Origin of the sequence: Sphingobium sp. (genome assembly GCF_048594625.1) — a bacterium.
GTDB lineage: Bacteria > Pseudomonadota > Alphaproteobacteria > Sphingomonadales > Sphingomonadaceae > Sphingobium.
The window spans coordinates 29,015-55,387 of sequence record NZ_JBMDWL010000086.1; the positions used below are offsets into that span (position 1 = coordinate 29,015).

Annotated in this window: 20 protein-coding genes and 2 tRNA genes; 9 read left to right on the forward strand and 13 right to left on the reverse strand. The window is 62.1% G+C overall.

From position 1 onward, the window contains the following. The first annotated feature begins 18 nt into the window (after positions 1–18). Positions 19–717 carry a monofunctional biosynthetic peptidoglycan transglycosylase gene (gene mtgA / locus ACOJSJ_RS10460; RefSeq protein WP_420144921.1) on the forward strand — a complete coding sequence of 233 codons (699 nt, stop codon included), beginning with the start codon at positions 19–21 and terminating at the stop codon, positions 715–717. 269 nt (positions 718–986) lie between these two features. Here mtgA and ACOJSJ_RS10465 read toward each other — a convergent pair whose 3' ends face one another. Next, entirely contained in the window at positions 987–3,551 is a 2,565-nt protein-coding gene (locus tag ACOJSJ_RS10465; RefSeq protein ID WP_420144922.1) for a TonB-dependent receptor, read from the reverse strand. A 370-nt stretch (positions 3,552–3,921) separates the two neighbouring features. After that, complete coding sequence (gene clpX / locus ACOJSJ_RS10470) at positions 3,922–5,190, reverse strand: ATP-dependent Clp protease ATP-binding subunit ClpX (RefSeq protein WP_420144923.1); 1,269 nt, start codon at positions 5,188–5,190, stop codon at positions 3,922–3,924. 258 nt (positions 5,191–5,448) lie between these two features. Between clpX and ACOJSJ_RS10475 the strand changes: the two genes are divergently transcribed. Then, positions 5,449–6,627, forward strand: a complete 1,179-nt coding sequence (locus ACOJSJ_RS10475; RefSeq protein WP_420144924.1) for an acyltransferase family protein — start codon at positions 5,449–5,451, stop codon at positions 6,625–6,627. Between the two features lie 86 nt (positions 6,628–6,713). On the opposite strand, the gene clpP is transcribed toward ACOJSJ_RS10475, so the two are convergent. The 4 genes from clpP to ACOJSJ_RS10495 form a co-directional block, all read right to left on the reverse strand. Then, complete coding sequence (gene clpP / locus ACOJSJ_RS10480; RefSeq protein ID WP_420144925.1) at positions 6,714–7,349, reverse strand: ATP-dependent Clp endopeptidase proteolytic subunit ClpP; 636 nt, start codon at positions 7,347–7,349, stop codon at positions 6,714–6,716. Positions 7,350–7,429: 80 nt separating this feature from the next. Next, positions 7,430–8,407 carry a glycosyltransferase family 2 protein gene (locus ACOJSJ_RS10485; RefSeq protein WP_420144965.1) on the reverse strand — a complete coding sequence of 326 codons (978 nt, stop codon included), beginning with the start codon at positions 8,405–8,407 and terminating at the stop codon, positions 7,430–7,432. Positions 8,408–8,578: 171 nt separating this feature from the next. After that, positions 8,579–10,183, reverse strand: a complete 1,605-nt coding sequence (gene tig / locus ACOJSJ_RS10490) for a trigger factor (RefSeq protein WP_420144926.1) — start codon at positions 10,181–10,183, stop codon at positions 8,579–8,581. Between the two features lie 58 nt (positions 10,184–10,241). Further along, positions 10,242–10,326 (reverse strand) — tRNA-Leu (locus tag ACOJSJ_RS10495). 125 nt (positions 10,327–10,451) lie between these two features. On the opposite strand from ACOJSJ_RS10495, the gene ACOJSJ_RS10500 reads away from it, so the two are divergent. From ACOJSJ_RS10500 to ACOJSJ_RS10510, 3 genes are all read left to right on the forward strand, one after another. Next, on the forward strand, positions 10,452–10,649 hold the full coding sequence (locus ACOJSJ_RS10500; protein ID WP_420144927.1) for a hypothetical protein: 198 nt from the start codon (positions 10,452–10,454) through the stop codon (positions 10,647–10,649). 198 nt (positions 10,650–10,847) lie between these two features. Next, positions 10,848–11,453: a sigma-70 family RNA polymerase sigma factor gene (locus ACOJSJ_RS10505; protein WP_420144928.1), complete on the forward strand. Its 606-nt coding sequence runs from the start codon at positions 10,848–10,850 to the stop codon at positions 11,451–11,453. Then, a complete protein-coding gene (locus ACOJSJ_RS10510; RefSeq protein WP_420144966.1) occupies positions 11,371–12,396 on the forward strand; it encodes a FecR family protein in 1,026 nt (341 codons plus the stop codon). Before ACOJSJ_RS10505 ends, ACOJSJ_RS10510 begins: the two co-directional genes overlap by 83 nt. A gap of 236 nt (positions 12,397–12,632) precedes the next feature. Here the strand turns inward: ACOJSJ_RS10510 and ACOJSJ_RS10515 are convergent, their stop codons facing one another. The 6 genes from ACOJSJ_RS10515 to ACOJSJ_RS10540 all read right to left on the reverse strand — a co-directional run bounded on the left by ACOJSJ_RS10515 (position 12,633) and on the right by ACOJSJ_RS10540 (position 19,099). Next, positions 12,633–14,375 (reverse strand): MFS transporter, encoded by a 1,743-nt coding sequence (locus ACOJSJ_RS10515; protein ID WP_420144929.1) that lies wholly within the window; start codon positions 14,373–14,375, stop codon positions 12,633–12,635. A gap of 2 nt (positions 14,376–14,377) precedes the next feature. Next, on the reverse strand, positions 14,378–15,124 hold the full coding sequence (locus ACOJSJ_RS10520) for an FkbM family methyltransferase (protein ID WP_420144930.1): 747 nt from the start codon (positions 15,122–15,124) through the stop codon (positions 14,378–14,380). Continuing rightward, entirely contained in the window at positions 15,121–16,266 is a 1,146-nt protein-coding gene (locus ACOJSJ_RS10525) for a glycosyltransferase family 4 protein (RefSeq protein WP_420144931.1), read from the reverse strand. Before ACOJSJ_RS10525 ends, ACOJSJ_RS10520 begins: the two co-directional genes overlap by 4 nt. Next, complete coding sequence (locus tag ACOJSJ_RS10530) at positions 16,263–17,573, reverse strand: hypothetical protein (RefSeq protein WP_420144932.1); 1,311 nt, start codon at positions 17,571–17,573, stop codon at positions 16,263–16,265. Before ACOJSJ_RS10530 ends, ACOJSJ_RS10525 begins: the two co-directional genes overlap by 4 nt. After that, complete coding sequence (locus tag ACOJSJ_RS10535) at positions 17,570–18,322, reverse strand: class I SAM-dependent methyltransferase (protein ID WP_420144933.1); 753 nt, start codon at positions 18,320–18,322, stop codon at positions 17,570–17,572. Before ACOJSJ_RS10535 ends, ACOJSJ_RS10530 begins: the two co-directional genes overlap by 4 nt. 75 nt (positions 18,323–18,397) lie before the next feature. Further along, entirely contained in the window at positions 18,398–19,099 is a 702-nt protein-coding gene (locus tag ACOJSJ_RS10540) for an NAD-dependent deacylase (protein ID WP_420144934.1), read from the reverse strand. Positions 19,100–19,188: 89 nt separating this feature from the next. Here ACOJSJ_RS10540 and dapB point away from each other — a divergent pair, with 89 nt between their 5' ends. The 4 genes from dapB to ACOJSJ_RS10560 all read left to right on the forward strand — a co-directional run bounded on the left by dapB (position 19,189) and on the right by ACOJSJ_RS10560 (position 21,274). After that, positions 19,189–19,953: a 4-hydroxy-tetrahydrodipicolinate reductase gene (dapB, locus tag ACOJSJ_RS10545; RefSeq protein WP_420144935.1), complete on the forward strand. Its 765-nt coding sequence runs from the start codon at positions 19,189–19,191 to the stop codon at positions 19,951–19,953. 5 nt (positions 19,954–19,958) lie between these two features. Then, entirely contained in the window at positions 19,959–20,621 is a 663-nt protein-coding gene (gene nth / locus ACOJSJ_RS10550) for an endonuclease III (protein WP_420144936.1), read from the forward strand. Positions 20,622–20,773: 152 nt separating this feature from the next. Beyond that, entirely contained in the window at positions 20,774–21,124 is a 351-nt protein-coding gene (locus ACOJSJ_RS10555; protein WP_420144967.1) for a hypothetical protein, read from the forward strand. A gap of 73 nt (positions 21,125–21,197) precedes the next feature. Continuing rightward, positions 21,198–21,274, forward strand: a tRNA-Arg gene (locus ACOJSJ_RS10560). A 450-nt stretch (positions 21,275–21,724) separates the two neighbouring features. Here the strand turns inward: ACOJSJ_RS10560 and ACOJSJ_RS10565 are convergent. Beyond that, entirely contained in the window at positions 21,725–26,164 is a 4,440-nt protein-coding gene (locus ACOJSJ_RS10565) for a beta strand repeat-containing protein (protein ID WP_420144937.1), read from the reverse strand. Between the last annotated feature and the right edge of the window lie 209 nt (positions 26,165–26,373).

The following is a 26,373-nucleotide window of genomic DNA, read 5'->3' on the forward strand; positions in this document are numbered from 1 at the left end:
CCGCGCTACCACAGCGGCATGAAAGCAGCTTCCCCCGCCCTGTCCCGTCGCCGTTCCCGCTGGATCATGATCCTGGTCAAGGTCGTGCTGGCCTTTATTGCCCTGTCCTTGCTGATGGTGTGCATCTATCGTTTCGTGCCACCGCCGGTGACGCTGACGATGCTGTTCGATCCCAACGGCATTACCAAGGACTGGACGTCGCTGGACGAGATCGATCCGGACATGTCGCGCGCGGCGATCGCGGCGGAGGACGGGAAATTTTGCACCCACCATGGTTTCGATGTCGACGCCATCGCCAAGGCGGCGATCCATAATGCGAGCGGCGGGCGCATTCGCGGCGGGTCGACCATCAGCCAGCAGACCGCCAAGAATGTGTTCCTGTGGCAGGGCGGCGGCTTTGTCCGCAAGGGGATGGAGGCATGGTTCACCGTCCTGATCGAGGCGATCTGGGGCAAGCGGCGGATCATGGAAGTGTATCTGAACGTCGCGGAAACCGGGATCGGCACCTATGGCGTGCAGGCAGGCGCGATCCGTTACTTCCATCATGGCGCGGGTAAGCTGAGCAAGGCGGAAGCGGCCCGGATCGCCGCGGTCCTGCCCCTGCCCAAGAAGCGCGCGGCTGTCGCGCCCGGCGGCTTTACGCGGCGTTACGGCAATACGATCGCGGCGCGGATCGGCACGATCCAGCGCGACGGTCTGGACAGCTGCCTGCGGTAAGCCAGCCCGTTTCGACTGCCATTACGGATCATGCTTGCCCCCTGATCGAGGGCGTGGTCAGCGATCCGGGTCGCGCTTAACTTCGCACATTTCCCGCTTAATCGGACATAAAGTTACGCGAGCCTGATCCTATCGGAAAGCCGCGCCACGATCATAACGATGCCGCCATGGGTAGGACAGTTAGCCCCCATTGTGCAGCCGCAAGCCCGCAATGAAAAAGGGCGGGGATTGCTCCCCGCCCTTTTCTGTTTGTCTCTGATCGGTGAGGATCAGAAGCTGACGTGCAGCGAACCCGACACGGCGCGCGGCGAGCCGATCTGCACGAAGCCGGGCGAACCGTAGATGCCGGTGGCAGGCGTGAACGACTGGCTGAGGTTGCCACCGAAACCGCCGACATAGAATTTGTCGAACAGGTTGCTGACGTTCAGCTGGAAGAAGGTGCCTTCGGCGCCGAAGCGGGCGAGCGAGAAACGCGCGTCCAGATCGACCAGCGTGTACGACGGAGCGGCCGCACCGTAAATCTGCTGCGGCGTCAGGGCGCCGGTGGCATTGCGGTAGGTCGGCAGGTTGGTGTCGTACACATAACGCTTGCCGGTACGCTTGGCCTGAACACCCAGCGTCACGCCTTCGTAATTCACTTCAGCGCGACCGCCCAGCATGTAGACCGGGGCGCCCGATTCACGCTTGCCAGCAGTCGGGGCGTAAACGGTCTGGCCGTTGACGGTGCCGATCGCCAGATCGTCCTTGATTTTCGACTTCAGGTACGAACCAAAGGCGTACACGGTGAAATATTCGATCGGCGTATAGCTGATGCTGCCGTCGATGCCGTACTTTTCGACCTTGCCCAGGTTACGATAGACGCTGACATTTTCGACCGGATCATAGGACGAAGCCAGACGGTTTTCGTAATTGGTGTACCACAGCGACAGCTGGGTCTGGAAACCGTTCGTCGCGTAGCGAGCGCCGAGGTCAAAGCTGTCGGTGGTTTCAGGCGCCGGATTGGCACCGTCCGAACCGCGAGCGAAGAAGAAGGCATTATAGAGCGAGTCGGTGCCGGGCACCGAAAGACCCTTCGAATAGTTCCAGAACACGCTGGTTTCCGGCGTGATCTTGTAGTTCAGGCCGACGCTGGGCAGGATCTTGTCATATTTGTAGGTGCGCTTCTGCGGAGCGGCCCAGCTGGGGTTCAGCGTACCGGTGTTGGCCGGAATGGTGCCATCCGTGCCGAAGCACTGGGTCGTGCCACTGGCTGCGCTGGTGAAGCAGTTATTTTCCAGCTTGCGCTTGAAGAACGGCGCACGGACGCCCGCCTGAACGGTCAGCGATTCGTTCAGGAACTTGCCCAGATATTCCGCCGAGAACTGGTTCAGGATCGCATAGGACAGACGATCGCGCTTTTGCAGGATCGCGCCGTTGACGTCGGTCAGCGGGGCGTCGACCGGGAACACGTCCAGAGCCTGACCGGTCTGACCGACAAGGCCGACTTCGCCGGTCTGACGGTGGCGACCATGGTCGAACGTGTAGGCGAAGCGAACGCGATGATCTTCGTTGATGTCATAGCGCAGCGACGAGATAACCGCAAAACGGTGCGTCTGGGTCTGGCTAGGCGCCAGGACGGTGACGGTGTCGAGCGTGTCGCCGTCGCCATTCAGGTCACGACCGAAATAGGGCGTGCTGCCGAAATAGCCGGTCGAAAGCTGCGTGCCCGCGCCGGGGTTCAGGTCGAAACGGCCTTCGTTCGCGGTCGCAGTGCCGCCGCCGTTCGCCTTCACATACTGATAGCTGGGGTCGACCGTCAGGACGAGGCCGTCAGCCAGCGTGAACTTCGAATTGATGCGGATGTTGCCGGTGTTCGACGGATTGTAGCGATAGTCGAACAGCGTGCCGCAGCTGTTGGCGGCATCGGCCACGCCCGGACGGGCGGCAGCGACGGTGCAAGGCGTCAGCGTGTAGAAACGCTCGTCCTTCGTGATCGGGAAGCGGTTGCCCGACGCGGAGCCAGCAACGCGCGGAGCGTTGTTGGTCGGCGACTGGGTGGTGTCAACGCGCAGCGGCAGCGAACCGAAGAAGTTGTTGCGGTTGGCGTTCCAGTGACCGGCCACCGACACGAAGTCGCCGTTGCTGCCGATCGGCTGATAGATCTTGCCGTTGTACTGCTGCTTGTCGATCTGACCAAAGCCATTGAAGGGCACGTTGTTGCGGGTCGTCGAAGCCGAGAACCATGCCTTTGTACCGAAAGGCGTGAACACGCCGGTTTCAACGAGGCCGAACAGGCGGAAGAAGTCATATTCACCGGCCGCGCCGACCATGGTGACCTTGAAATCGTCCGAACCATTCATCGAACGATAGTTGACGGTGCCGCCCGAAGCCGCCGCCGTCGGGCTGTCGACGTCGGTCGAACCCAGGTTGACGTTGACTTCCTCGATCAGTTCGGGGTCGAGCTGCTGGTTGGAATAGATGGCGTAGTTGCCGGTGTCGTTCAGCGGCATGCCGTCGAAGGTCAGCGAGACGCGGTCCGGACCGAAGCCGCGGATGTTGAGCGTACCACCGGCCGAACCATAAGGATCGTTATTCTGGAAGCTGACGCCGGGGATCAGGTTGATCGCGTTCAGGATGGTGTTGCCAGAACCCTGCTTCGCGATGATTTCCTGGGTCAGGACGCCCTTGGCCTTGGTTACGTCAGGCAGGACGACGCCACCGATACCGTCATTGCCCTTGGCGCCGGTAACGATGATGGTGTCTTCGAAATCCTGCGAACCGGTCGACTGCGCGAACGCGGCGGTCGGCACAGCGACGGCGAGAATCGCGGCGCTGCCCATCAAAAACTGTTTCATTAGACCCTTGTCCCTTTTCAAGAGTGGCGCACCCACGCGCCCCTAAAGCTGTCTGCTCTTTCAAGCCGGCGCCGCTCCTGGCGGCCTCTGACGACGCCCCTGTGATGCGTCGATTGCATTTTTGTTACAATGTGCGCACAGGATTGTCACAATCCTCCCCCGCCCCATTCACGCATGTTTTCGGGCGCCCCGCATCTGGGCGTAACTTATTGAAGTTTGATGACAAATTGCCGCTTCACGCCAGCAATTTAACGGTGGTGCAATTTTGCAACGCAGCAGGAATTTTTGTGCAGCGCACACGGGCGTAACGAAAAAGGGCCGACGTCGCAACGCCGGCCCTTTATTTCATACGGGTAAAATGGCCTGAAAATCAGGCGGCGTCTTCCGCCCGTTTTTCTTTTTCGCTGAATACGCGAATCGGCTCCTTGGTCCCGGCCACGACATCCTTGTCCACCACGACTTCGCCCACACCCTCCATCGAGGGCAGGTCGAACATCGTGTCGAGCAGGATCGATTCGAGGATCGAGCGCAGGCCGCGGGCGCCGGTTTTCCGCTCGATCGCCTTCTTCGCGATGGCGGTCAGCGCGTCGTCGGTGAAGCTGAGTTCGACATTTTCCATATCGAACAGCTTGCCATATTGCTTCACCAGCGCGTTCTTCGGCTCGACCAGGATCTTGACCAAAGCGGCGACATCCAGATCTTCCAGCGTCGCGATGACGGGCAGACGGCCGACAAATTCGGGGATGAGGCCGAACTTCAGCAGATCTTCCGGCTCGCTCTGACGCAGCAGTTCGCCGGTCTTGCGTTCTTCGGGCGCAGCGACATGGGCGCCGAAACCGATCGACTTGGCTTCCAGACGATCGCCGATGATCTTTTCCAGACCCGCGAAGGCGCCGCCGCAGATGAACAGGATGTTGGTCGTGTCGACCTGAAGGAATTCCTGCTGCGGATGCTTGCGACCGCCCTGCGGCGGGACGCTGGCGGTGGTGCCTTCCATCAGTTTGAGCAGCGCCTGCTGCACGCCTTCACCCGACACGTCGCGGGTGATGGACGGGTTTTCGGCCTTGCGGCTGATCTTGTCGATTTCGTCGATATAGACGATGCCGCGCTGTGCCTTTTCGACATTATAGTCGGACGCCTGAAGCAGTTTGAGGATGATGTTTTCCACATCCTCGCCCACATAACCCGCTTCGGTCAGCGTGGTCGCATCGGCCATGGTGAAGGGCACGTCGAACGTCTTCGCCAGCGTCTGCGCCAGCAGCGTCTTGCCGCAACCGGTGGGACCGACGAGCAGGATGTTCGACTTCGCCAGTTCGACCTCGCCCGGCTTCGAACCGTGGTTCAGACGCTTATAGTGATTGTGGACAGCGACCGACAGAACGCGCTTGGCGCGTTTTTGCCCGATCACATAATCGTCGAGGACATCACAGATTTCCTGCGGGGTCGGCACACCGCCATCCTTCTTCCCGACGAGACCGCCCTTGGTCTCTTCGCGAATGATGTCGTTGCACAGTTCCACGCATTCGTCGCAGATGAACACGGTCGGTCCTGCGATCAGCTTGCGCACTTCATGCTGCGACTTGCCGCAGAAGGAGCAGTAAAGTGTGCTTTTTGAATCGGAACCCGTTAGTTTCGTCATTTTGCCTTCTTTCCTGCCTTCCGCCCTTCATCACAATGCTGACGAACAACGCAAGGCCGATCCTGTTCTACCATCCTAAACCCGTGACGACAGGAATCACAAGGGGTCATTGTCCAGCACATCCGGTCAATAATCGGTTAGCCCCGGCTCATTTTTGGGATGATCCGGAGCAAAAATCCGACCGATGCACCGCTTAGCTACAGTCATTCTGTCATATCATAGGGCAGGTTCAGCCTTTCAAGGCGTGAAAAACGTCTTGTGTTGTTTCTGCCGGCACACATGATGCGTAGCAATTCTACAAATAGATTCGGTGGAGAAACCATGCTTGGATCACTTCAGGCCGGCCGTGCGCTGGCGGCTATGGCGGTCCTGGCCTTTCACCTGTCGGTCATGTTTCACGAACCCCGAGTGGGAATGCCGCCAATATTGAGAGACTATACCAGCCATGGCTGGCTTGGCGTCAATTTCTTCTTTGTTCTAAGCGGGTTCATTATCCTCCTGGCTCATCGGCGCGACATCCGTCGCCCCGAACGGGCAGGCAATTATGTGCTGAAACGGTTCATCCGGCTCTATCCCATCTACTGGCTGGTCACGATCGTGGCGCTGGCCGGGACGCTGGCTGTGGGCGGAGTGAAATCCTTCCCAACTCATCCCCTCGACTTCGCTTCGACCCTATCCCTCATTCACTTCAATGATTTTCGCGCGCCGATCGGGCCGGCATGGACGCTGTATCATGAGGTTTTGTTTTACGCCTTCTTCCTGTGCGTCATCGTCCATCTACGCGTGGGCATAGGGTTGATGGGGGCGTGGCTGGCCATCATCCTGGGCGTCAACTTTTTTGGCGCGACCGGCGATTCGCTTTTCTGGTCTACCTTCGTCGCGCCGAACAACATCAACTTCTTTCTGGGCATAGCGGCGTTCGGCATCATGCAGAAGGCACCGTCGCGCAGCATCGGCGGGTGGATATTGGTGGCCGGCCTGATTGCGATACCGGTCACATATGGTTGGGAACGGACGTTGATGCTGGCGCCGGGCGTGATGGCACCGCCCTTTATTCAGATCGCCTACTCGACGGCTTTCATGCTGATCGTCGCAGGCGCCGCGGCAATGGAGAAGCATGGCATGGTGCTGACCCTGCCCTTCCTCAGCCTGATCGGCGACGCGTCCTACATCCTATATCTGGCGCACGAAAGTGTCGCGAGTATGATGCTGAAACTGCTCAAGAAAGTTGTTCTGTTGACCAGCATTCCGCATGTGCCGCTGTATCTGGGGATATTGGTGGCTACGATAGCGGCTTGCGTGATCGCCTATCTGCTGGTGGAAGCGCCGCTGCTCAGGCTATTGAGGACATTGCTGATCGGGCGAAAGACCGCCGCTCCCCCGGTTCGAGATCAGGATCAGGATCGGAACTTTGCGCCTGAAGGAAATCCGGCGTAAAGTTCCTGACCAACAAGAAAGCCCAGATCGATGGCAACGATCCGGGCTTTTTTTTGCATCATATCCGCATCACAGCGAATGGCGAATTATGCTTCGGACGCCTCAGCGGCAACCGGGCGGCGATCGAACACTTCATCGACCAGACCGAAGGCCTTGGCCTCATCCGCTTCGAGGAAGGTGTCGCGGTCCATCGCCTTTTCCACCGCTTCCAGCGACTGGCCGGTATATTTCACATAGAGGTCGTTCAGGCGACGACGGATGCGCAGGATTTCCTTGGCCTGGATCTCGATATCCGACGCCATGCCCTGTGCCCCGCCCGACGGCTGATGCACCATGATGCGGGCGTTGGAGAGCGCGATGCGCTTACCCGGTTCACCCGCAGCCAGCAGGAAGCTGCCCATCGAGGCGGCCTGACCGATGCACACGGTGCCGACCTGAGGCCGGATATATCTCATCGTATCGTGGATCGCCATGCCCGCCGTCACGACGCCGCCCGGCGAGTTGATGTACATCCAGATGTCCTTCTTCGGATTTTCCGATTCGAGGAACAGCAGCTGGGCGACGATCAGCGAAGCCATATGATCTTCCACCTGGCCGGTGACGAAGATGATCCGTTCCCGCAGCAGGCGCGAATAGATGTCGAAGCTGCGTTCGCCGCGGTTCGACTGTTCGATGACGATGGGGACCAGCGCGGCCAAGGGATCATGCATGATGTCGGTCATTTTGCTCTTTCAGTCAGGTGCTTTTGCCCGGCCCCCTACATCGGCACAAAAAGCGGATGGTTCAAGGGGGAAGGTAAGGTTCAGTCGCGGCGCGCGTAGTCGGACGGCGCGCGAAAGGCGAGATAGGCAAGGCGGCGCACTTCCCGTCGGCCACGCACCACCGTGTCGAGGATGAGGCCGCACATGGCGGACAGGGTGGCGAGGATCATCACGCCGGTCACCAGTATCGCGGTCGGAAAACGCGGGACGAGGCCGGTTTCCAGATAGGTGAGGATGAGCGGCGCCGCAAGGCCGATGGCAAGCGCAGCAAGAAGGGCCGCAATGATGCCGAAGAACAGGATCGGCCGTTCGATGCGGTAGAGCGTGATGATCGTACGCAATATGCGCCAGCCATCACGATAGGTGCTGAGTTTGCTGACCGATCCTTCGGGGCGCGCGCCATAGGCGGTCATGACTTCGGATACCGGCATGGCGAGTTCGAGCGCGTGGACGCTGATTTCGGTTTCGATCTCAAACCCCGCCGACAGGACCGGGAAGCTCTTGACGAAGCGACGGGAAAAGACCCGGTAGCCCGACAAAATGTCCGTGAAGCTGCGTCCGAACAATTGCTTGAGCAGGCTGGTCAGCGCCCAGTTGCCGAAGCGGTGGCCGCGCCGATAGGCTTCCTCCACTTCCGACCTGCGCGCGCCCACGACCATGTCCAGATTATCCTCCAGCATGGCAGCGACCATCCTGGGGGCGGCGGCGGCTTCATAGGTCGCGTCGCCATCGGCCATGATGTAGATGTCGGCGTCGACGTCGGCAAACATGCGGCGCACCACATGGCCCTTGCCCTGCTGGTTCACCCGGCGGACGATGGCCCCCGCCCCGGCCGCCAGATCGCGGCTACCATCGGTGCTGTTATTGTCGAAGACATAGATGTCGGCGGCGGGCAGCGCGCGGCGGAAATCCTCCACCGTCTGCACGATCGCGCCAGCCTCATTATAGCAGGGCAGGATCACCGCGACGCGCGGAGTCACGGTGGCCGTTTCACTGTTCACTGACGGAAATTCCTTCATCGCCCCCACGCTCTGCACCAACATGCCCTGCCCCATCATGCGAACGGCATGGCGCATCATCCTTAATATTTCATCTGCCACGCCGATTTCCGAAAGGAAAGGCTGGCAAAAATGAAAAGCGCCCGCGCTTCACAGGGAAGCCGGGCGCTCATCATAGCTGCAAGAAAAGGCTTATTCAGCCTTGGCAGCGGCCTTCTTGGGAGCAGCCTTCTTCTTGGGCTTTTCCTCGGCAGCGGCGTCTTCTGCGACGGCTTCGTCCTTCTTGACGGCGGCCTTCTTGGGCGCAGCCTTCTTCACCGGCGCTTCTTCAGCAGCGGCTTCGGCCGGGGCGTCTTCAGCGGCTTCGGCAGCCTTCTTCTTGGGCGCAGCCTTCTTGGCCTTGGGCTTTTCGTCATGATCATGGTCATGACCGCAGCCGGGGCCGTGGACGTGCGGCTTCAGATCGCCATCTTCGGCTTCGATCGCGGCTTCCAGCTCGTCGCGGCTGACGGCACGGTCGGTGACTTCCGCCTTTTCGAACAGGAAGTCGACGACCTTGTCTTCATAAAGCGGCGCGCGCAGCTGAGCGGCGGCCATCGGATCCTGACGGACATACTGGACGAAGCGTTCGCGGTCCTGCGGGCCATACTGCTGCGCAGCCTGCATGATCAGGCGGTTCATTTCCTGATCGGACACGACAACGCCATTAGCCTGGCCGATTTCCGAGAGGAGCAGGCCGAGGCGAACGCGACGCACCGCGATGGCGCGATAATCGTCCTTTTCCGCTTCCATTTCGGCGATCGCGGCGGCCGGATCTTCCTCATGGGTGGCTTCATGCTGAAGCTGCTGCCAGATCTGACCGAATTCGGCTTCCACCATGCTGGGCGGCACGTCGAAATCATGCGAAGCGGCCAGCTGATCGAGCAGCTTGCGCTTCATATAGGTGCGGGTCAGGCCGTTATGTTCCTGTTCGATCTGGCCCTTCAGCAGCTCCTTGAGCTTGTCCAGACCTTCCAGACCCAGCGACTTGGCGAATTCTTCGTCAACCTTGGGCTTGTCGGCGTTCAGGATCGCCTGAACGGTGATGTCGAAGGTCGCTTCCTTGCCCGCCAGGTGCGCCGCGCCATAATCTTCGGGGAAGGTGACGGTGATCGTCTTTTCTTCGCCCTTCTTCACGCCCGTCAGCTGTTCTTCGAAGCCGGGGATGAACTGGCCTGCGCCGATCTTGAGGTTCACGCCTTCGGCCGAACCGCCTTCGAATGCTTCGCCGTCGATCTTGCCGACGAAATCGATCTTGAGCGTGTCGCCGTCCTTCGCCTTGTGGCTGGCGGCATGTTCTTCGAGCGCGCCCTGCTGCGTCGCGATGCGACCGGCGGCTTCATCGACCTGCGCGTCAGCGACTTCGACGGTCAGACGTTCCAGCTTCAGGCCATCGATGCTGGGGGCTGCGATTTCGGGCAGCACTTCCAGAGCCACTTTGATTTCAGCGTCCTTGCCGAATTCGAAGCCTTCGTCCAGCTCGACCGACGGCTGCATCGCGGGGCGCAGCTTCTGGTCGGCGATCAGCTTCTGGATGCTTTCCTGAATGCTGTTGTTCAGGGCGTCGCGCTGAAGCGATTCACCGTGCATCTTCTTCACGAGGTTCGCAGGCACCTTGCCAGCGCGGAAGCCGGGCATGCGCACCTGCGGTGCGATCGCCTTGACTTCCTTGTCCACTCGGGCGTCGATGTCCTTCGACGTGATGGTTACGGTGTAGGCGCGCTTCAGGCCCTCGTTCAACGTCTCGACAGTCTGCATCTCTTCTCTCAAACGCTTTCTTCAGCTGAATTTCGGTGGCGTCGCCGCAGGCGGCGTCTGGTGCGGGCGAAGGGACTCGAACCCCCACATCTTGCGATACCAGAACCTAAATCTGGCGCGTCTACCAGTTTCGCCACGCCCGCATCGGTCGCCGGTCGGCGCGGCATAGAGAAAAGCGCGGAAAGAGGCAAGGGATATGGAATCCGCCCCGGAACCGTCGCAGTCGCCCAAACGTAGGGACAGGAGGTTACAAAGGAGAGACAAGGACATGGCCACCCGCCCCGATACAGACCCCGACGCGATCCCGGCCCCCGACACGATCGAGCCGCAATCCCCCGACGAGATGCCGCCGCCAGCCACGCCCGATGAAAGCCCAATACGGCAGCCCGACGAGATCAGCCCGGTCAGCCCCGATTACGACCAGCCCGATTCTGCCCCTGTGGAATTGCCGCCGCCATCCGTTTGATGCGTTCAGGGAGGTGTTGACCGACATAACTGTGCGCCCGTGGCAACATATCCACAATTATTTTACCATCACCGGAACTTTTTTACCCGATCGGGTAGGAAAGCGGCCTTCGACGGCTGGACAGCCCCCTGCATCCATGATTGACTGTTACAAAATAAAGAAACGGGAGAGGCGCGGCTGACAAATAAGGGGGTCATCGTGCAACGGGTTCGCGCTAAACTGGAATGGTTCAAAACGGTCATCCTGCCTCAGGAAGCCGCCCTTCGCGGCCGCCTGCGCCGGATTTTACCGTCCACCCATGAACTGGAAGATATGGTCGCAGAGGTCATGGCCCGCGCCTATGCCACGGATAATTGGGAAAATGTGACCACCGGTCGCGCCTATCTCTTCACTATCGCCCGCAACCTCGTCATCGACACCGCCCGCCGTAACAAGGTGGTCAGTTTCGAAACCATCGCCGATCTGGAATTGCTGGGCGGCGAAAATAATATCGAGGCCCAGCTGCACGCCCGCGAAGCGCTGCGTCAGGTCGAAACCATCGTCGAGTCGCTGCCCCCCCAGTGCCGCCGCGTCTTCATCCTTCGTCGCATTCACGAAAAATCGATGCTGGAAATAGCGGACGAAATGTCCTTGTCCGTTTCTACCGTTGAAAAACATCTGGCCAAAGCCATCGCGATAGTTATGCGGGCCTGGGCAGAACGTGAGGAAACGGACTTCGAGCGTGCAGGCGTCGGGACCAGGGTCGAACAGCGCAGACAGGGACGCGATAGAGGCGCAAGCCGCATGCCTGCTAGCCCGGCTTAACCGCGACCCCAGCGAACAGACCGAAAACGAGATTTGCGTCTGGATCGAAAGCGATCCGAGCCATGCCGTCGCCTTTGCCCGCGCCGAAGCCGCGTGGGAAGCCGCCGAGCGGCTGAAAAGCGCCGCGGCCGACATCACCCTGCCTCCGATGGCGCAGATCGTGAGCGAGGAACAGCAGCGCCGCCTGTCGCGCAACATCATGATCGCGGCAGGGATTGCGCTGATATTCTTTCTGGTCGCCGCGATCGTGACCGTGCGGACATTCAGCGGCATCGACCGATACCAGACCGAAATCGGCGAATATCGCGACATCGCGCTGGACGATGGGTCCATCCTGCACCTCAACAGCGATAGCGAGGCGGAAGTCCGCTTCACCGCCAACGGACGCAAGGTCCGCATCCTCAAAGGCGAGGCGTCCTTCGATGTCGCCCATGACACGAAGCGGCCGTTCGACGTGGAAGCGCGGTCTGCGGTCATCCGCGCCGTTGGCACCGCGTTCAACGTGCGGATGCGCCCATCGATCATCGAACTGACGGTGACGCAGGGCACGGTGACAGTGCGGTCGGGCGGCAGCGCCGGACAGAAAGTCCCCGCCGGCGTGGGCGCCGTGATCCAGCCGCGCACCATCGCGCTGACCAATCTGGGCGCGAAACTGATCGACCAGCGCACCGCCTGGCGCGAACAGATGGTCGAACTGGACGGCGAAACGATCGATCAGGCGGCGGGCGAGTTCAACCGCTATCGCAAGGCGCCGATCCTGATCGGCGATACGCGCGTGTCGGCGCTGCGCATCGGCGGGCGGTTCCGGACCAGCGACAGCCAGGAATTTCTGTCCGCGCTACAAATGAGCCTGCCCATCCGCGCGGTGAAGGGCGAGGATGGATCGGTCATGCTGCTCTATCGCGACGATGCGCCAGCGGCCGAGAATATGACTGCGGGGTAATTGAGGGCGTCGCGCCTTTAAAATGTCCGTTCCACCTGAGATTTTCGAAGACTGCCATGAGTGATTTCAGGGCAGTAACGCGCCTGCCTTGAACCTTGGCAGGCAATCGAAAGGGGCCTTACTTCTTAGGCTCAGCCTGAACGGATGTTTATTTAAGGCCCAATGGCTTTAGCCATGCGTTGATCAGAAGGCGTTTTCCAGTTCGGTCGCACGCTGTTGGCCGACGTCAGGATGCTTTAAATCGCGTTGTCGGCGGCGTTGAAGGCGTCTTCGAAATTGTCGGGGAGCGGTGGCTGGACCGGACGATCGCAGCCCGCTTCCTTCATATGCGCACGCAGCGCATCCATCCGCCCAAGGTTCCAGCGCGCCAGCGGGACACCGAGCGGGCGAAACTCCACACGGTCGAACAGTTCGACCACATAGGATTCGCACAGCTTATCGACCTGATCGAGCGTCAGCATGCCAAGGTTCATGACCATGGGCTTGCCCGGCACACCGTTGCGGCCGCGCACCAGATCGGTGACGTAGAGTCCCCCGCGCGGGTCGACCAGCACGACGTCGGCCTCGCTCGAATCGATCAGGCGATGGCTGGCGGCATAGGGCGCGACGAATATATGCGTGCGCCAGACGAGGAAGGCGCTGGCGCACAGCGTGATGACCACGCCGATCAGCAGCGGGCGCAGCGCGCCGTGCGGCCGGAAGCGCGCCCATCCCAGTCCCGCAAGCAGGCAGAAGGGACCGATGAAGCCGTGGGCATAGCGGAACCCCCAGCCATAGCCCTGTGCCAGAGCAAGCAGACACCCGGCAAGGCAACCGAGCGCCAGCGGCAGCGCGATTTCCTGCCCGCGAATCATCGGACGCCAGCGGATCGCCGCAATGCCCAGCGTCGCCAGCGGCACCATCAGGATATTGTTCCAGGCGACATAGCGGGTGAGGTTCACCAGCGGCTGCCAGCGATCACCCAGCCGTTCGAACAGGCTGCCGACCTTGTCCGCAACGCCCGCGGAGGGACGTACGTCGGTCGGCGCACCCAGCGAATGGAGCAGGAAGCCCGGCCAGATCTTTGCCCAGATGATGACGATGGCGATTATCGTCAGCGCGTGGAAGGCCGCGACCGTCCATCGCCGCGCCAGCAGCATCCACAGGATGAAGGGCGCGATGAAAATGGGCGGGAAATGCCATTGATGCAGCCCCGCCGCGAGCAGCGCGACGACGCCCGCGCACAGATGGCCGATCAGCCCGCCGCGCAGCACCAGCGCCAGCCACACCATATTGAGCGCGAAATGGCCCGTCATGGCATAGGGCGTCATCGCCGTGACCCAAAGCTGGCTGGACGAAAAGCCCAGCAGCATCGTCACCCAGACCGCGTCCGGCCGGTCGGGCATGAGGTGCAGCGCGACGCGCCATAGCGCGAACAGGCCCATCATCAGCAGGGCAGGCCCGGCAAGATTGGGATCGCCCATTTGCCAGAACAGCGCCTGAATGGCGCTGTTCACCGGTAGATAGGCCGCCGTCCAGTAATCCGCAGCGCCAAATGGCGAGAAAAATTCGGGCATGATCGCCCGGCGATAGGGTTCCCATTCGACCGGAATCGGGCGGGCGAACAGCCCTTCGCGCATGTAGGCGGCGGCGAAACGCGCGACTTCTTCATCGCGGCTGATCGCATAATCCTGAAACAGGGCATAATGGCCCGCCCATGCGGCAAGGCCCAGCAGGACGATCAGCGGCACGATGATCCGCGCGGTCGGCCGGGGCAGCGCCAGCCCCTTCCCCTCCGCCCATGGTGCCGCCAGCGCCAGCAGCGCGAGCGACCCCAGCAACGCGGGAAAATCCTGATCGAGCAACAGGATGACCGCCAGACTGACGCCCTGACGATAGGTGACATGCCACAGGAATGTCGCGCCCAGCCACAGCGCCAGCGCGATGGCACCGGCCAGGAACAGCCGACGGGCGCTGACGAAACCGGGGGCGCCAACCATGGTCAGGCCTCCACCAATGTCCGGTTGACGAAAATGCCGTCCATTTCGACCAGCAGCGGGAAATGCCCCTTGTTATTGGCAAAGAAGGCCGAAGGCGCGAAGCCGCGTGCGTCCAGCCAGTCGATCATTGTGCGATAGCCGGTGCCCCCTTCATAAATGGGGCGGACACCCAGTTCGGTCTGGACGCCGAGCATGTCCGCCATGACGGCGCCCGCGCCTTCGCAGACCGACAGGTCATGACCTTGGGTATCCATTTTCAGGAAGGGCCGGTTGAAGCCATGTTGCGCCACCAGTTCGGGAAGCAGGCCGTCGAGGCGGCGGCATTGCATCTCCACCGTCTTCGTCACCTTGTTGCGGTCGGCGAAAATCGCGTCCTGCGCACCCGATGGTTTTTTGAGCGAACTGAACTGATCGGCGGCCATGATGTTGAAGCTGGCCGTGCCGTCGAAATCGGACAGGGCCATGTTGAACACATGCCAGTTACGGTCCGACGTCGCCGCGCGTTGCAGCTGGGCAAACACGTCCGGATTGGGTTCGAACGACAGGATCAGCCCTTTGAAACCCGCATCCTTGCGCACCATGGTGGCATATTGGCCGCGATTGGCGCCGACATCGAACAGGCAATCGACGGCAAAGGCCGACAGGAAGCGCTTAAGCGCCTGGATTTCCGGATATTGATGAATACGCCCGGTTACCGCGAGGCGCAGGGCAAGGGCACGGTCGGACAGTTCACGGCGATAGCGGTTCATGCGCGGCCAGCCATTACGCTTTTATAGATGCCCATGGTCGCCACGGCCATATCCTTCCAATTCCCCATTTCCTGTCCATAGGCGCGCGCCTGCGCCCCATGGCTCTGCCTGATGGCCGCGCTTTCGATCAGCGGCAAGAGGGCTTGGGACAGTGCCGTTGCATTTCCGGCCGGCGCCCTGACCGCTACGCCATCGGGCAATTGTCCAAACATCCCCGCGTCCGACGTTACCATCGCTTTGCCATGGTGAAGCGCGGAAAGGAAAGCGCCGCTCGAATCGATATGGCGATAGGGGAAGACGATCATGTCGGCACGGGCCATATGCGCGTCGAGCCGGGGTTCGGTGAGGAAGCCGAAATCGGTGATCAGCCGGTCGGCGAAGCCCGCCTGCGCCACGGCATCGATCAGGGATGCAACATCCATGAAGGGCTTGCCCGCCAGCACCAGTTCGAACCTATGGCCCGCGCGCCACAATGCCAGGCAGGCGTCGATCAGCAGGTCGACGCCCTTGTAGGGGCGGATGGTGCCGAAGAACAGGATGCGCGGCATGGTGGCCGCCGGGATCGCGGCAAGGTCGGCGGCGGTGGCGGCGGCAAGGCGCATGGGCGGATGCGGCGTTACATGGATTCGCGCGGGATCGATCCCCTGCCCCGTCAGCGCCGCGCGCGTGGTATCGCCATGGACGATCAGCGCATCGAACAGGTCGAGCAGCGCGCGATAGCCCCGGCCCTGCACACCCGCATCGGCATGATAGGCATCGGCATTATGGACGGTATGGACCAGCGCCGTGCGCCCCTTCAGCCGGGTGAGCATCAGTCGGTCGGCCGGAGCCAGCGGCAGCCACTGGATATGGGCGATGTCGGCGCGTTGCAGCGGCGCGATGTCGCCCCATGCGCAGGCGATGCCATATTCGGCCGCCTTTGCGATGCGAAAGGCGCGGCCTTCGCCAATGCGGGCGCGCAGCGCTTCGCTATGGCGGAAGAAATGAGGACTGTAGGCATAGCCATGCGGCATGATCGCATCGGTGGCGCGCGTCGGGCGACCCAGCAGCGTGACGTCCGCGCCCTCCCCGGCCAGTGCCGCGCACAGGCTGTCGTCATAGCGCCCGGTGAAGAGCGAGGGGTCGACCATGGCGACTTTCATGCGCGCAGCAGCTTTCGCAGGGACAGAAGGTGGAGGATCGCAACGCCCAGCAGCGTCAGCGCGTAGAGGCCGAGAAAGGCAAGGTCGAACCGGTCAGGCCAGAGCAGCAGCGCCAGCGGTGCGCTGGCCAGCGAACCGGCGAGGAAGGGCAGCGAGCGCAACAGCAATTCGCCGAAACGGCCAAGCGCCGTCTGCACATAGACCGATACGCTGAGCAGGGTCAGCGCCGCGAGCGCGAGGATCATGATCGCAATGTCGGCGCGGTCTATCGCAGCGCGGCCGTCGAACAGGATAGCGAACAGCCAGCCCCCCGCCGTCAGCAGCATCGCCGACAGGCCCAGCGCGAACAGCAGGGCAGCGCCGAGCGCACGGCCCATCAACTGGCGCAGGCGCGCGGTGTCGCCCGCATGATAGGCGCGCGTGATGCGGGGCAAGGCGGCCTCCACCATCGCACGGACCAGCATCGACAGGGCGCGGGACATTTTGAAGAAGAAGTCGAACAGCAGCATTGGCCGGGCATCGCCGGTGGCGGCGGCTATGGTGAAATAAGGCGCGTTATAGGCGATGATGTCCGACACGGTGAAGGCGGCCGACGCCCCGATGTCACGCAGATAATGCGCACGGACATGACCACCGCCAGCACGGAAGGCGAGCCAGTGACGCCGGGTCATGCCAAGGCGGCGGTGCACATGGGCGATGGCATAGCCGATGACCGCGATGCTGACCGCCAGTTGCAGGGCCAGAGACAGGCGCGGGTCCAGCCCGGCCAGCATCGCCAGCAGCAGGCCGATGGTAACCACGCGGCGGGCGCAATCCAGCCCTTCCCACAGGAAATTGCCATCGACCGCCGCCAGCGCCCGCTTTGCCAGCAAGGCAGGCAGGTTGAGGCAGGCGGACAGGAAGAAGAGCAGGAAAAGCAGCGGCAGGCGCGTCGTCAGCCAGCCAGAGGCCAGCCCAACCAGCAGGATCAGCGTCGCAGCCGCGATCAGCAGCCCCAGAAACAAGAAGAGTATTCCCATTTCCTCCAGCCGGAATCCGCCATCATCGGGCGCATCAGTCCCCCCGGCGCGCGCCAGCCAGTGGCGACGCAACCGGGCATAGATGATGCTGGTCAGGCCAAATTCGGCCGATATGGTGAAATTGCCGAACGCCACCAGCAGCAGAAACGCCTGGAATTCCGCCATCGGCAGGATGCGCACGAAGACGAAGGTGACGGCAAAGCCCCATATCAGGACCAGACCGACATTGGCGAGCTTCACCAGCGCGAGGAAGCGGGCCGACCCTTCCAGCCGCGCAAGGCGGCTCACCCTGCGGTGTCTCCGCCGGGTTTGCGGGCGCGGAACAAACGATCGTCCAGCGCATGGAAATGGCGTGTGTCATCGTCGATCGCAGCGGCGTCGATTTCCTCCAGATCGAACCCCGCCGCGCGGATGCGATCGGCGAAGTCCAGACCATATTGGCGCACATGATCCCACTGGCCAAAGCGCCGTTCGCGCTCACGCGGCGGGATGTCAAAACTGCCATCCTCGGTCGGCTTGTCCCATAACGGGACGATCAGCCAGGCTTCGCCGCCCGGTTTCAAGGCGCGATGGATGTTGCGCAATACCGCCATGTCATCGGGCACATGCTCCATCACATGGCTGGCATAGAAGAGGTCGTAACGATCAGCATCGGCCAGTTCCATCAGATCGACGCGACGCATGTTGGCGACCGTGTAGCGCGACGGGTCAAGGTCAGCCGGTATATAGTCGGCGGCGGCGGAAAAGCGGCGGACGAGGCTCCCTTCATTGGGTGCCATATGAAGGATCGCGCCGCTGGTCGGGACGGTCAGCCGCCCCTGCTGGATCAGCCAGTTCATCAACCGTTCGCGGGGCGAGGCGCCACATTCCGGGCATCCCCATTCGCCATTGTCGCCATAACGGAAAAAGCCCACGACCGGCGCGGCGCAGGCCGGACAGCTGCGCAATTTGCGCGCGCCCAGCGCCTTGCGCAATGTCAGCGCTGTTCTGGTCAGATGTTTGCCGGCGGCCTTGGCCACCCGCTGGACAGTAATCACGCAATGCTCCGCGACGCGACAGGGAAAGGCCGCGCTATACTATAAGCGGCGGACATTGCGAGAGGCTTTCCCTATTTACCCCAGCAACTCCCGTACCAGTTGAAGGACCAGCAGGCTGGCAGGGCCAAGGCGGCTTTCCTCGAAATAGATGCTGCCCGCCGACGGATCGAGATTGAGTTCCAGCGTGCGGGCGCCGGCATGGCGGGCAATCTGCACGAAACCTGCGGCAGGATAGACCGCGCCCGAAGTGCCGATCGAAACGAACAGGTCCGCATCCTGAATGGCATCGTCGATATGATCCATCCGATAGGGCATTTCACCAAAAAAGACGATGTCCGGGCGCAGGCGGGGCTGGCCACATCCCTCACAGCGGCTGCCGGGCGGCAGCGGGTCCGCCCATGCGGCAGCCCGGCCACAGGCGGCACACAGCGCGGACTTGAGTTCGCCATGCATGTGGATCAGCCGTTTCGCACCCGCCCGTTCGTGGAGATCATCGACATTCTGCGTAACGATCAGCAACTGCCCCGGCCATTGCGCGTCCAGCGCGGCAAGCGCGTGGTGCGCATCGTTCGGCTGAACTTCCGCCAGCCTTGCCCGGCGCTCGTCATAAAAACGGTGGACCAGCGCCGCGTCGCGAGCCAGCGCTTCAGGGGTACAGACATCCTCCACCCGATGTCCTTCCCACAGGCCATCGGGACCGCGAAAGGTGGCAAGGCCGGATTCGGCGGAAATGCCCGCGCCAGTGAGGATGACGATATTATGGATGTCGTGCGCCATGAGGTTCCTTCTAGTCGCGGCGCCAAGGGATGACAAAGCCGTTCCGCTCTGGCATCGGCCGATCGAACGAGACATATGGGCGACATGATATGACGACGATCGGCATTTTCGGGGCCGCTGGCCGCATGGGGCGCGCCATTGCGCAGGTAGCGATCGATGGCGGCATCGGCATTTCGGGCGGGACCGATCGCAATCCTTCGGGCGACATCGCCCCCGGCATCGCCATGACGGCCGACCCGCTGGCGCTGGCGCAGGCGAGCGATGTGATGATCGATTTTTCCGTGCCGGGAGCGCTGAGCGCGCATCTGGATGCCTGCATCGCCGCCAGAAAGCCGATCGTCATCGGCACCACCGGCCTTGAACCGGTGCATCATGCGCTGATCGACGAGGCTGCGGCGATGATCCCGGTGCTCCAGACCGGCAATACCTCGCTGGGCGTCAACCTGCTGGCGGCGCTGGTGGAAAAGGCCGCGGCGGGCCTGGGCGAGGAATGGGACATAGAGATTGTCGAAATGCATCATCGGCACAAGGTGGACGCACCGTCGGGCACCGCCCTGTTGCTGGGCGAAGCGGCGGCGCGCGGGCGCGGCATCGCCCTTGCCGATCATAGCGAGCGTGGGCGCGACGGCATTACCGGCGCGCGGACGCCGGGCGCCATCGGCTTTGCAGCGCTGCGCGGCGGATCGGTTGCGGGCGACCATCAGGTGATATTCGCGACCGAAGGCGAGCGAATCGAGATCGGTCACCGCGCCGAAAACCGCACCATCTTTGCACGCGGGGCGGTGAAGGCGTCGCGCTGGCTGGTCGGGCAACCGGCCGGACGTTATGACATGAAGTGCGTGCTGGGCCTGTAACGCCAATGAACAAGGCCCGAATATTCGATTTCTTCAGCCGTCTGGCCGAAGCCAATCCAGCGCCGGTGACGGAACTGGAATATGGCAATCCCTATCAATTGCTGGTGGCCGTCACCCTTTCCGCGCAGGCGACCGATGTCGGCGTCAACAAGGCGACGCGCGCGCTGTTCCGTGAAGTCCATACGCCGCAACAGATGGTCGATCTGGGCGAAGACGGTCTGAAGCAGCACATCAAGACGATCGGCCTGTTCAATACCAAGGCGAAAAATGTCATCGGCCTGTCCGAAATATTGGTGCGCGATTTCGGGGGCGAAGTGCCGCAGGACCGCGACACGCTGACCACCCTGCCCGGCGTCGGGCGCAAGACCGCCAATGTCGTGGTGAATACCGCGTTCGGGCAGGAAACCTTCGCAGTCGACACGCATATTTTCCGTGTCGGCAACCGCACCGGGCTGGCGCCGGGGAAGACGGTGCTGGCCGTCGAACAGAAGCTGGAAAAACATGTGCCGGGGCCATTCCGCCGCGATGCGCATCACTGGCTGATCCTGCATGGGCGCTATGTCTGCAAGGCGCGCAAGCCCGAATGCTGGCGCTGTATCGTGAGCGATCTGTGCCGGTTCAAGCCCAAGACGGCCGCGCCCAAGGCGGCAGCGTCCAAAGCGGCCTGAACCGGGCGCCGCTTCATTTTCGCGCCGTTCAGCATGAATGGGTTAGAAGCTGACGGTTAATGACGTTCCATGCCGTCGATTCGATGGGGGATAGGAGATAAGTCATGTTCGCCCGCCCGTTTTCCAACAGCCCCATCGCTTTGCCGCTATGCATGATCATGGCCGCTACCACCGCGCCCGTGATGGCGAAGAGCGCGCCCGATCCCTATGTCGCCAAGGGCAAGCCGGTGGATTGCGTGCAGATCCGGTCCATCCGATCAACCGATGTGCGCGACGACCGCACCATCGATTTCCTGATGAATGGCGGCAAGGTCTATCGCAACATATTGCCGATGGCCTGCCCCACGCTGGGTTTTGAAAAGCGATTTTCATACCGCACCAGCATGTCGCAAATCTGTTCTGTCGATCTGATCACGGTGTTGTGGAACAACGGCCCCGGCCTGCAACCGGGGGCCAGTTGCGGCCTTGGGTCATTCCAGCCGATGGAAAAAGCGGCAAAATAAGATTGATCGAAGCGATTTTGACGCTGGCGCAGTGCGAAGGACTTTGCTACCCGCGCCTCCTGACCAACGTCACGCACCCATAGCTCAGCTGGATAGAGCGTTGCCCTCCGAAGGCAAAGGCCAGAGGTTCGAATCCTCTTGGGTGCGCCATTTATCAATCACTTAGCCGGCTGTTTTTCGGCCATCGCCAGAAACATGTGCGATAGGTATATGCTACCGTCGGTTTCGGCGGTTGAAAGCGTCCAGCCCTTCGTCCTGAAGGCCTGTATGATGGTGCTCGTGAAGCTCGGCCGGGCAGCTATCTGAATGGTCGAGTTGTCCACCGATCTGGAACGGTGACGCCCTCTTTTTGAGCAATAGAAGCTGATGCCGGGCACGGAGATGAATCTGCCCATGGAGATGGCGTTGACGATATGACCGCGCCGCCGTTCGCGCATTCCGGGCAGCGCCGATTAGATCGCCGACTTATCTCGTCGATAGTTGCGGCCGCTGGCTTCGCATGAGCTTGTCACATGTCGACCCGTTCAATGCTTGAGCACAACATTTCTGGGTTGGCGGGCCGCGGCGGAATATTGCCGCGACCCGAAAGTCAGGTCGCTTTTAGAAGCCGAAGCGGATGCCGATGCGGCCGCCAGCCCCGTGTCGGCCGGAGCCGAACGCCCCATCGGCCTGGACAAAGCCCGATACCGGGCCATCGCCACCGATATTGGCGCCGAGCGATGCACGCACCTGATCGGGTAGCGCAACACCGGCGATCGTATCGCTGGCCGTGCTGCTGAACAGGGTCGCCCCGCCGGTTCCGGCGAATTCATGGACATAGTGGACGCCACCATAAAAGGTCGTCTGCGTAGCCCCGATATGCGTCGTCCCGCCCAGACGCGCGCCGAAGGTGCCACGCACGCTGTTCAGACTGTCGAGCGATACCTTCTGGTTGAGCGCCGCGACATCATCGAGGCTGGTGTGCGACCAGGACAGCCGGGCCGAAGGCTCGACGAAGAAGGCACCGCCCCCGAAGCGGACACCTGCCTCTGCCTGGGCGCCGACGCTGCGGCCGGACAGATTGTCGCTATAGTCCAGCAGCCGATCGGCGACCTTGAGCGCATGAAAGGCGATATTGACCGATCCGTTGGCGAAGAAACGACCGCTCGACAGATGCCCATAGCCCCCGAAATCGAAACTATCGACGGTGCTGCGTGCTGCGCTGCCGGAGAAATTGACCTTCGAGTTGATATAGCCACCGGTGATGCCGAACGCCAGGCGGCCTTCACCGCCGCCAAAGTCGTAGCCGAGCCGCGCTTCCACCTCGTCCTGCCGATAGCCGACCGCAAGCGCGCTGCCGTTGATCGAACGGGTCTGGCGGATACGTTCCGACCCGCCGCCGAACGTACCCCAGAGTGCGCCGGACTGTGCCGCGCCGCCATCACGGATGCCGGCAAGATGCGTGGCGAGCGTATCGCTGCCGCGGCTCCAGGCGTTGGCCAGCGTCTCGTTGAGCTTGGCGAGGCGATAGACCGGGGCGCCGGCCGCGTTGGACAGCAGGAACCTGCCAGTGGCGGCGTCGAAGTTCAGCCCATAATGGACCAGGCCGATGTCGCTGTTCGCCAGAGTGAAGGCATTGGCCGAGGAGCCGGTGCCAGCCTGAATGAGGGCAACCGGCGTCCGACCGGTCAGCACCGCATTGGCATTGCCGACATCGGCAAGGACGATCGCGGTTGAGCCGGTCGCCGCGCCAGCGATGACGAACCGGTCTGCCGTGCCGCTGCCGACATCGAGCGCGACCCGCGCGCCGTTCGCGCCGACATAGTCGCCCGGAAGGGTGAAGATGTCGCCGGCATGACCGTTCGACAGATCGATCATACCGGCATTTTCGAAACGCTCCAGACCGATGAAGGTCACGTTCGATGCAGGCGTACCGGCCGCACCAATGCGAACCACGCCCTGATTGACGAAGCGATCATTGCCCGCACCGAAATTGCTGTCCGCCGTGGCGAGGAAGGTGCCGGTGTTGGTCATCAGGTCATCGCCCTCACCGAGCAGCAGCCGTCCTCGGATTGTACCGGCGTTGTTGATCGTCGCGGTACCGGCATCGACGCGCAGGGCGTAGCCGCTGCCCCCTTCAAGCAGGCCTGCATTGTTGAGCGTGAAGTGATGCACAGCATCGGCTGCGGCGCGGAGCGGGGTTTCCTCGCCCTCACCTTCGCCCGGCTCTACCGGCGGCACATAGGTCGCCGCGCTGACGACGATGCCGTTGACGCCGGAAACGCTGCCACCGGCGGCGATCGTCACGCCGACATTGTTGCCGCTGGCGATGATCGCGTTGCCCTGCGACTTGGTGGCGCCGCGGATGGTGAGCGACATGTCGCCGCTGGTGGTGGCGTCGATCGCCGTCCCGGTGGTGCTGATCGCGCCGGTGGAGATCGTGGCATTGCCGTCGATCGCGCGGGCGACAATGCCGACACTATCGGCGCCGGTCAGCGCGATGCGATCGACGGTAATGGTGGTGTCGCCTTCATAGCTGGTTACCATGGCGCCGATCGTCTCAGCACCCGTTCCGGTGATCGTGCCGACCTTGAGGGATGCGTTGCCCCCGGCAGCCAGCATGTCGATCGCCCGCGAGCCTTGGCCAGCCACGGTGACGTTCTGCGCCGCTACCGTCGCATTCAGGCCGCCTGCGTGGATCGCTCCGGCCTGATCGCCGTGCGTCTCCACGCTGCCGGCTTCGACGCTGACATTGGCAAAGGGAGCGAGCGCCGCGATGCCGGTGGCACTGGCGCCGCTGGTCTTGAGGCTGTCAACGATGACATGAACATCGTCATAGGCACTGACGGCATAAACGCCGCGCGATCCTTCTCCGGACGTGATAATCGTGCCGGCATCGACGGTGATTGCATCGGCACCCAATGCATAGATCGCATCGCCATGCATGCCAGTGGTCGTGATGGAGTTTGCCTTGATCGTGACGCTGCGATCGACCTGCGAATAGGGATTCTGCACGAAGGCGCGCGCGATGATGCCCTCCGTCTCTTCGCCGGTGGTGATGATCGACCCGGCATCGATATTCGTCGCCCCGTCAAAGGTCGCCGTTATGATAGCCGGCGCATGCGCACCAGCGGTGGTGATGGTGTCGACTTTAAGATCGATGTCGCCGAAGTCAGCCTCCAAATCGATGCCGGCGCCGCCGCGGCCCGTGGTATCCACGCTACCCGCCTCAACCCGGATCGAGCCTTCGCCCGTACTGGCGAGAATGCCTTCCGCCCAGGTCGAGTGGCGGCCGCCGCCCAGGTCGCCGCTGGTCATCACCTTGTCGACCGTGATAGAGATATCGCCGATCGAGGCCCTTGCCGAAATAGCGCGCGCGCCATTGCCGGTGGTGATCACCGTGCCTGCCTTGATGCTGACAGCCTCGCCACCTTCTAGCAGGGCGCCCTGTGCGGCAATGGCGTCGCTATGTTCGCCAGCTGTGGAAACCGTGCCGGTGACCTCTATGCTCGCAGCACCGCCCGCCGAAAGCGCGAGAGCGCCAACCGCATTGTCGCCGCGCGTATCCACCGATCCGACGGAAATATGTGCGCTCTGCCCCTCGGCAAATGCATAGGCCCCGATGCCCGTGCCCTTGCCACCCGATGTTGATACCGTACCCGCTTTAACGTCCACCGAACCGAAGACGCTATAGGCCACCACGCCCTGACTGCCATAGCCGCTGACCTGCACCGAACGGGTATCGACCGAAACGTCGCCGAGCGAGAGCGCGCCGATGCCGATCGCATAGTCCCGGCGTGTCTTCACATCGCCGGTAGTGACGGTGACCGCGCCCTGACTATAGTTGATCGCATATACGCCATGCGCGCCCTGGCCGTTGGTCGAAACATTCCCGGTAGTGACGTCGATGTTCCCCCCAAGACTTACGGCGTGCACACCCTGGGAACCGGCGCCGAGCGTAGTGACATCACCCGTATTTACCCAGACGTCCCCCATGCTGCCCGCATAGACGCCGAAGGACGCCGCACCGCGCGTATAGACGCTTCCCACATCTACATGGGTAAGGCCGCCTTCCGCATAATTGAGCGCGACGATGCCGTCCGAGAAGGCGCCGGTGGTCGAAACCAGGCCAGCGGATACGCTGATCGTCGGCACGACCGTTGGGTCGCTGTAGACCATGTTGCTGCGCGCGAGGATACCAGTGGCATAGTCGCCATTTGTGCGGACGGTTCCGGAGATCGCGACATCGACCGCCGTACCGACTGCCGTTATGGCCGTCGCATCGGCCTCGGTGCCATATCCTCCTCCCCACGAGCCTACGGTTTCAGCATGCACCGTGGTCGTACCTGATGAATAGGCCACGATCCCGCGCGCGGACTCGCCCCATGTATAGACCGCCCCGACATTGATCGTCGTGTTGCCATTGCTGCTCGCCGCATAGATCGCGTCCGAACCAAAGCCATAGGTCGACACGATCCCGCTATGGATCGAAATGTCGCCATCGGGCGTGGTCGCGCGAATGCCTACGGAAGTCTCGCCGCTGGTGCTTACCTGATCGGCGGTAATGCGGATGTCACCGCCCCGGCCCGTATCGGCGTTGATACCAGTAGCGGAATAGCCCGTAGTCATCACCGTGCCTGCGTCGACGGTGATGTCGCCGCCGCCCGTTACCGCATCCACGCCAAGGCTGCGCCACCCCGCCGTCTGCACCGTCGATCCGGCGGCCGAAACGATGATCGCGCCACCACCGGTCGAAACGTCGATCCCTGTGGCCTGGTCATCGACCGTCGAGATTACCGTTTCCGGCGGAACGACGACGGTAAGGTCCTGCGGCGGCAGCACCGTGAGATCATAATGCACGCCGGTCGGATAGGCATTGTCATCGGGCGCACACTGGACGGTACCCGCCGTCACCGGCCCGCATTGCTGATCAGCCTGCGCGAGGGCGGGCGTACTGGCGAGCAGCGTCACCAGGGCGCCGAGACTGACTCCCCACAGGCTGCGCGTGGAAGGGCGAATGGCTTTGGTCTGAGGAGCAACAGCATGGACCAGAACAGGCATCGGTATCTCCAGCATGGACGCCGGGGGGCGTCAGGTTACAGACCTGTGACGCCGAGCCTTTCGGCCACCCTTGCGCTTCGGGGGCCTCAGAACGCCGAAAATCGCTTTTAAAAAATAATTTCGCGCAAGCCGCCTTGGGCGAAAGGTTACAGGACGATGACGGCGTCTTTCTGAAAAGGACAATGCGGGCGCGCGGGGCGCCCGCGCGC

What these genes read in the sequence shown, in the direction of transcription:
- ACOJSJ_RS10465 (WP_420144922.1), bottom strand. Translation starts at nt 3,551, where the DNA reads ATGAAACAGTTTTTGATGGGCAGCGCCGCGATTCTCGCCGTCGCTGTG.
- ACOJSJ_RS10540 (WP_420144934.1), bottom strand. Translation starts at nt 19,099, where the DNA reads ATGGCGCACGACATCCATAATATCGTCATCCTCACTGGCGCGGGCATT.
- mtgA (WP_420144921.1), top strand. Translation starts at nt 19, where the DNA reads ATGAAAGCAGCTTCCCCCGCCCTGTCCCGTCGCCGTTCCCGCTGGATC.
- tig (WP_420144926.1), bottom strand. Translation starts at nt 10,183, where the DNA reads ATGCAGACTGTCGAGACGTTGAACGAGGGCCTGAAGCGCGCCTACACC.
- nth (WP_420144936.1), top strand. Translation starts at nt 19,959, where the DNA reads ATGAACAAGGCCCGAATATTCGATTTCTTCAGCCGTCTGGCCGAAGCC.
- dapB (WP_420144935.1), top strand. Translation starts at nt 19,189, where the DNA reads ATGACGACGATCGGCATTTTCGGGGCCGCTGGCCGCATGGGGCGCGCC.
- clpP (WP_420144925.1), bottom strand. Translation starts at nt 7,349, where the DNA reads ATGACCGACATCATGCATGATCCCTTGGCCGCGCTGGTCCCCATCGTC.
- ACOJSJ_RS10485 (WP_420144965.1), bottom strand. Translation starts at nt 8,407, where the DNA reads ATGAAGGAATTTCCGTCAGTGAACAGTGAAACGGCCACCGTGACTCCG.
- ACOJSJ_RS10515 (WP_420144929.1), bottom strand. Translation starts at nt 14,375, where the DNA reads ATGGTTGGCGCCCCCGGTTTCGTCAGCGCCCGTCGGCTGTTCCTGGCC.
- ACOJSJ_RS10520 (WP_420144930.1), bottom strand. Translation starts at nt 15,124, where the DNA reads ATGAACCGCTATCGCCGTGAACTGTCCGACCGTGCCCTTGCCCTGCGC.
- ACOJSJ_RS10565 (WP_420144937.1), bottom strand. Translation starts at nt 26,164, where the DNA reads ATGCCTGTTCTGGTCCATGCTGTTGCTCCTCAGACCAAAGCCATTCGC.
- ACOJSJ_RS10500 (WP_420144927.1), top strand. Translation starts at nt 10,452, where the DNA reads ATGGCCACCCGCCCCGATACAGACCCCGACGCGATCCCGGCCCCCGAC.
- clpX (WP_420144923.1), bottom strand. Translation starts at nt 5,190, where the DNA reads ATGACGAAACTAACGGGTTCCGATTCAAAAAGCACACTTTACTGCTCC.
- ACOJSJ_RS10525 (WP_420144931.1), bottom strand. Translation starts at nt 16,266, where the DNA reads ATGAAAGTCGCCATGGTCGACCCCTCGCTCTTCACCGGGCGCTATGAC.
- ACOJSJ_RS10555 (WP_420144967.1), top strand. Translation starts at nt 20,774, where the DNA reads ATGATCATGGCCGCTACCACCGCGCCCGTGATGGCGAAGAGCGCGCCC.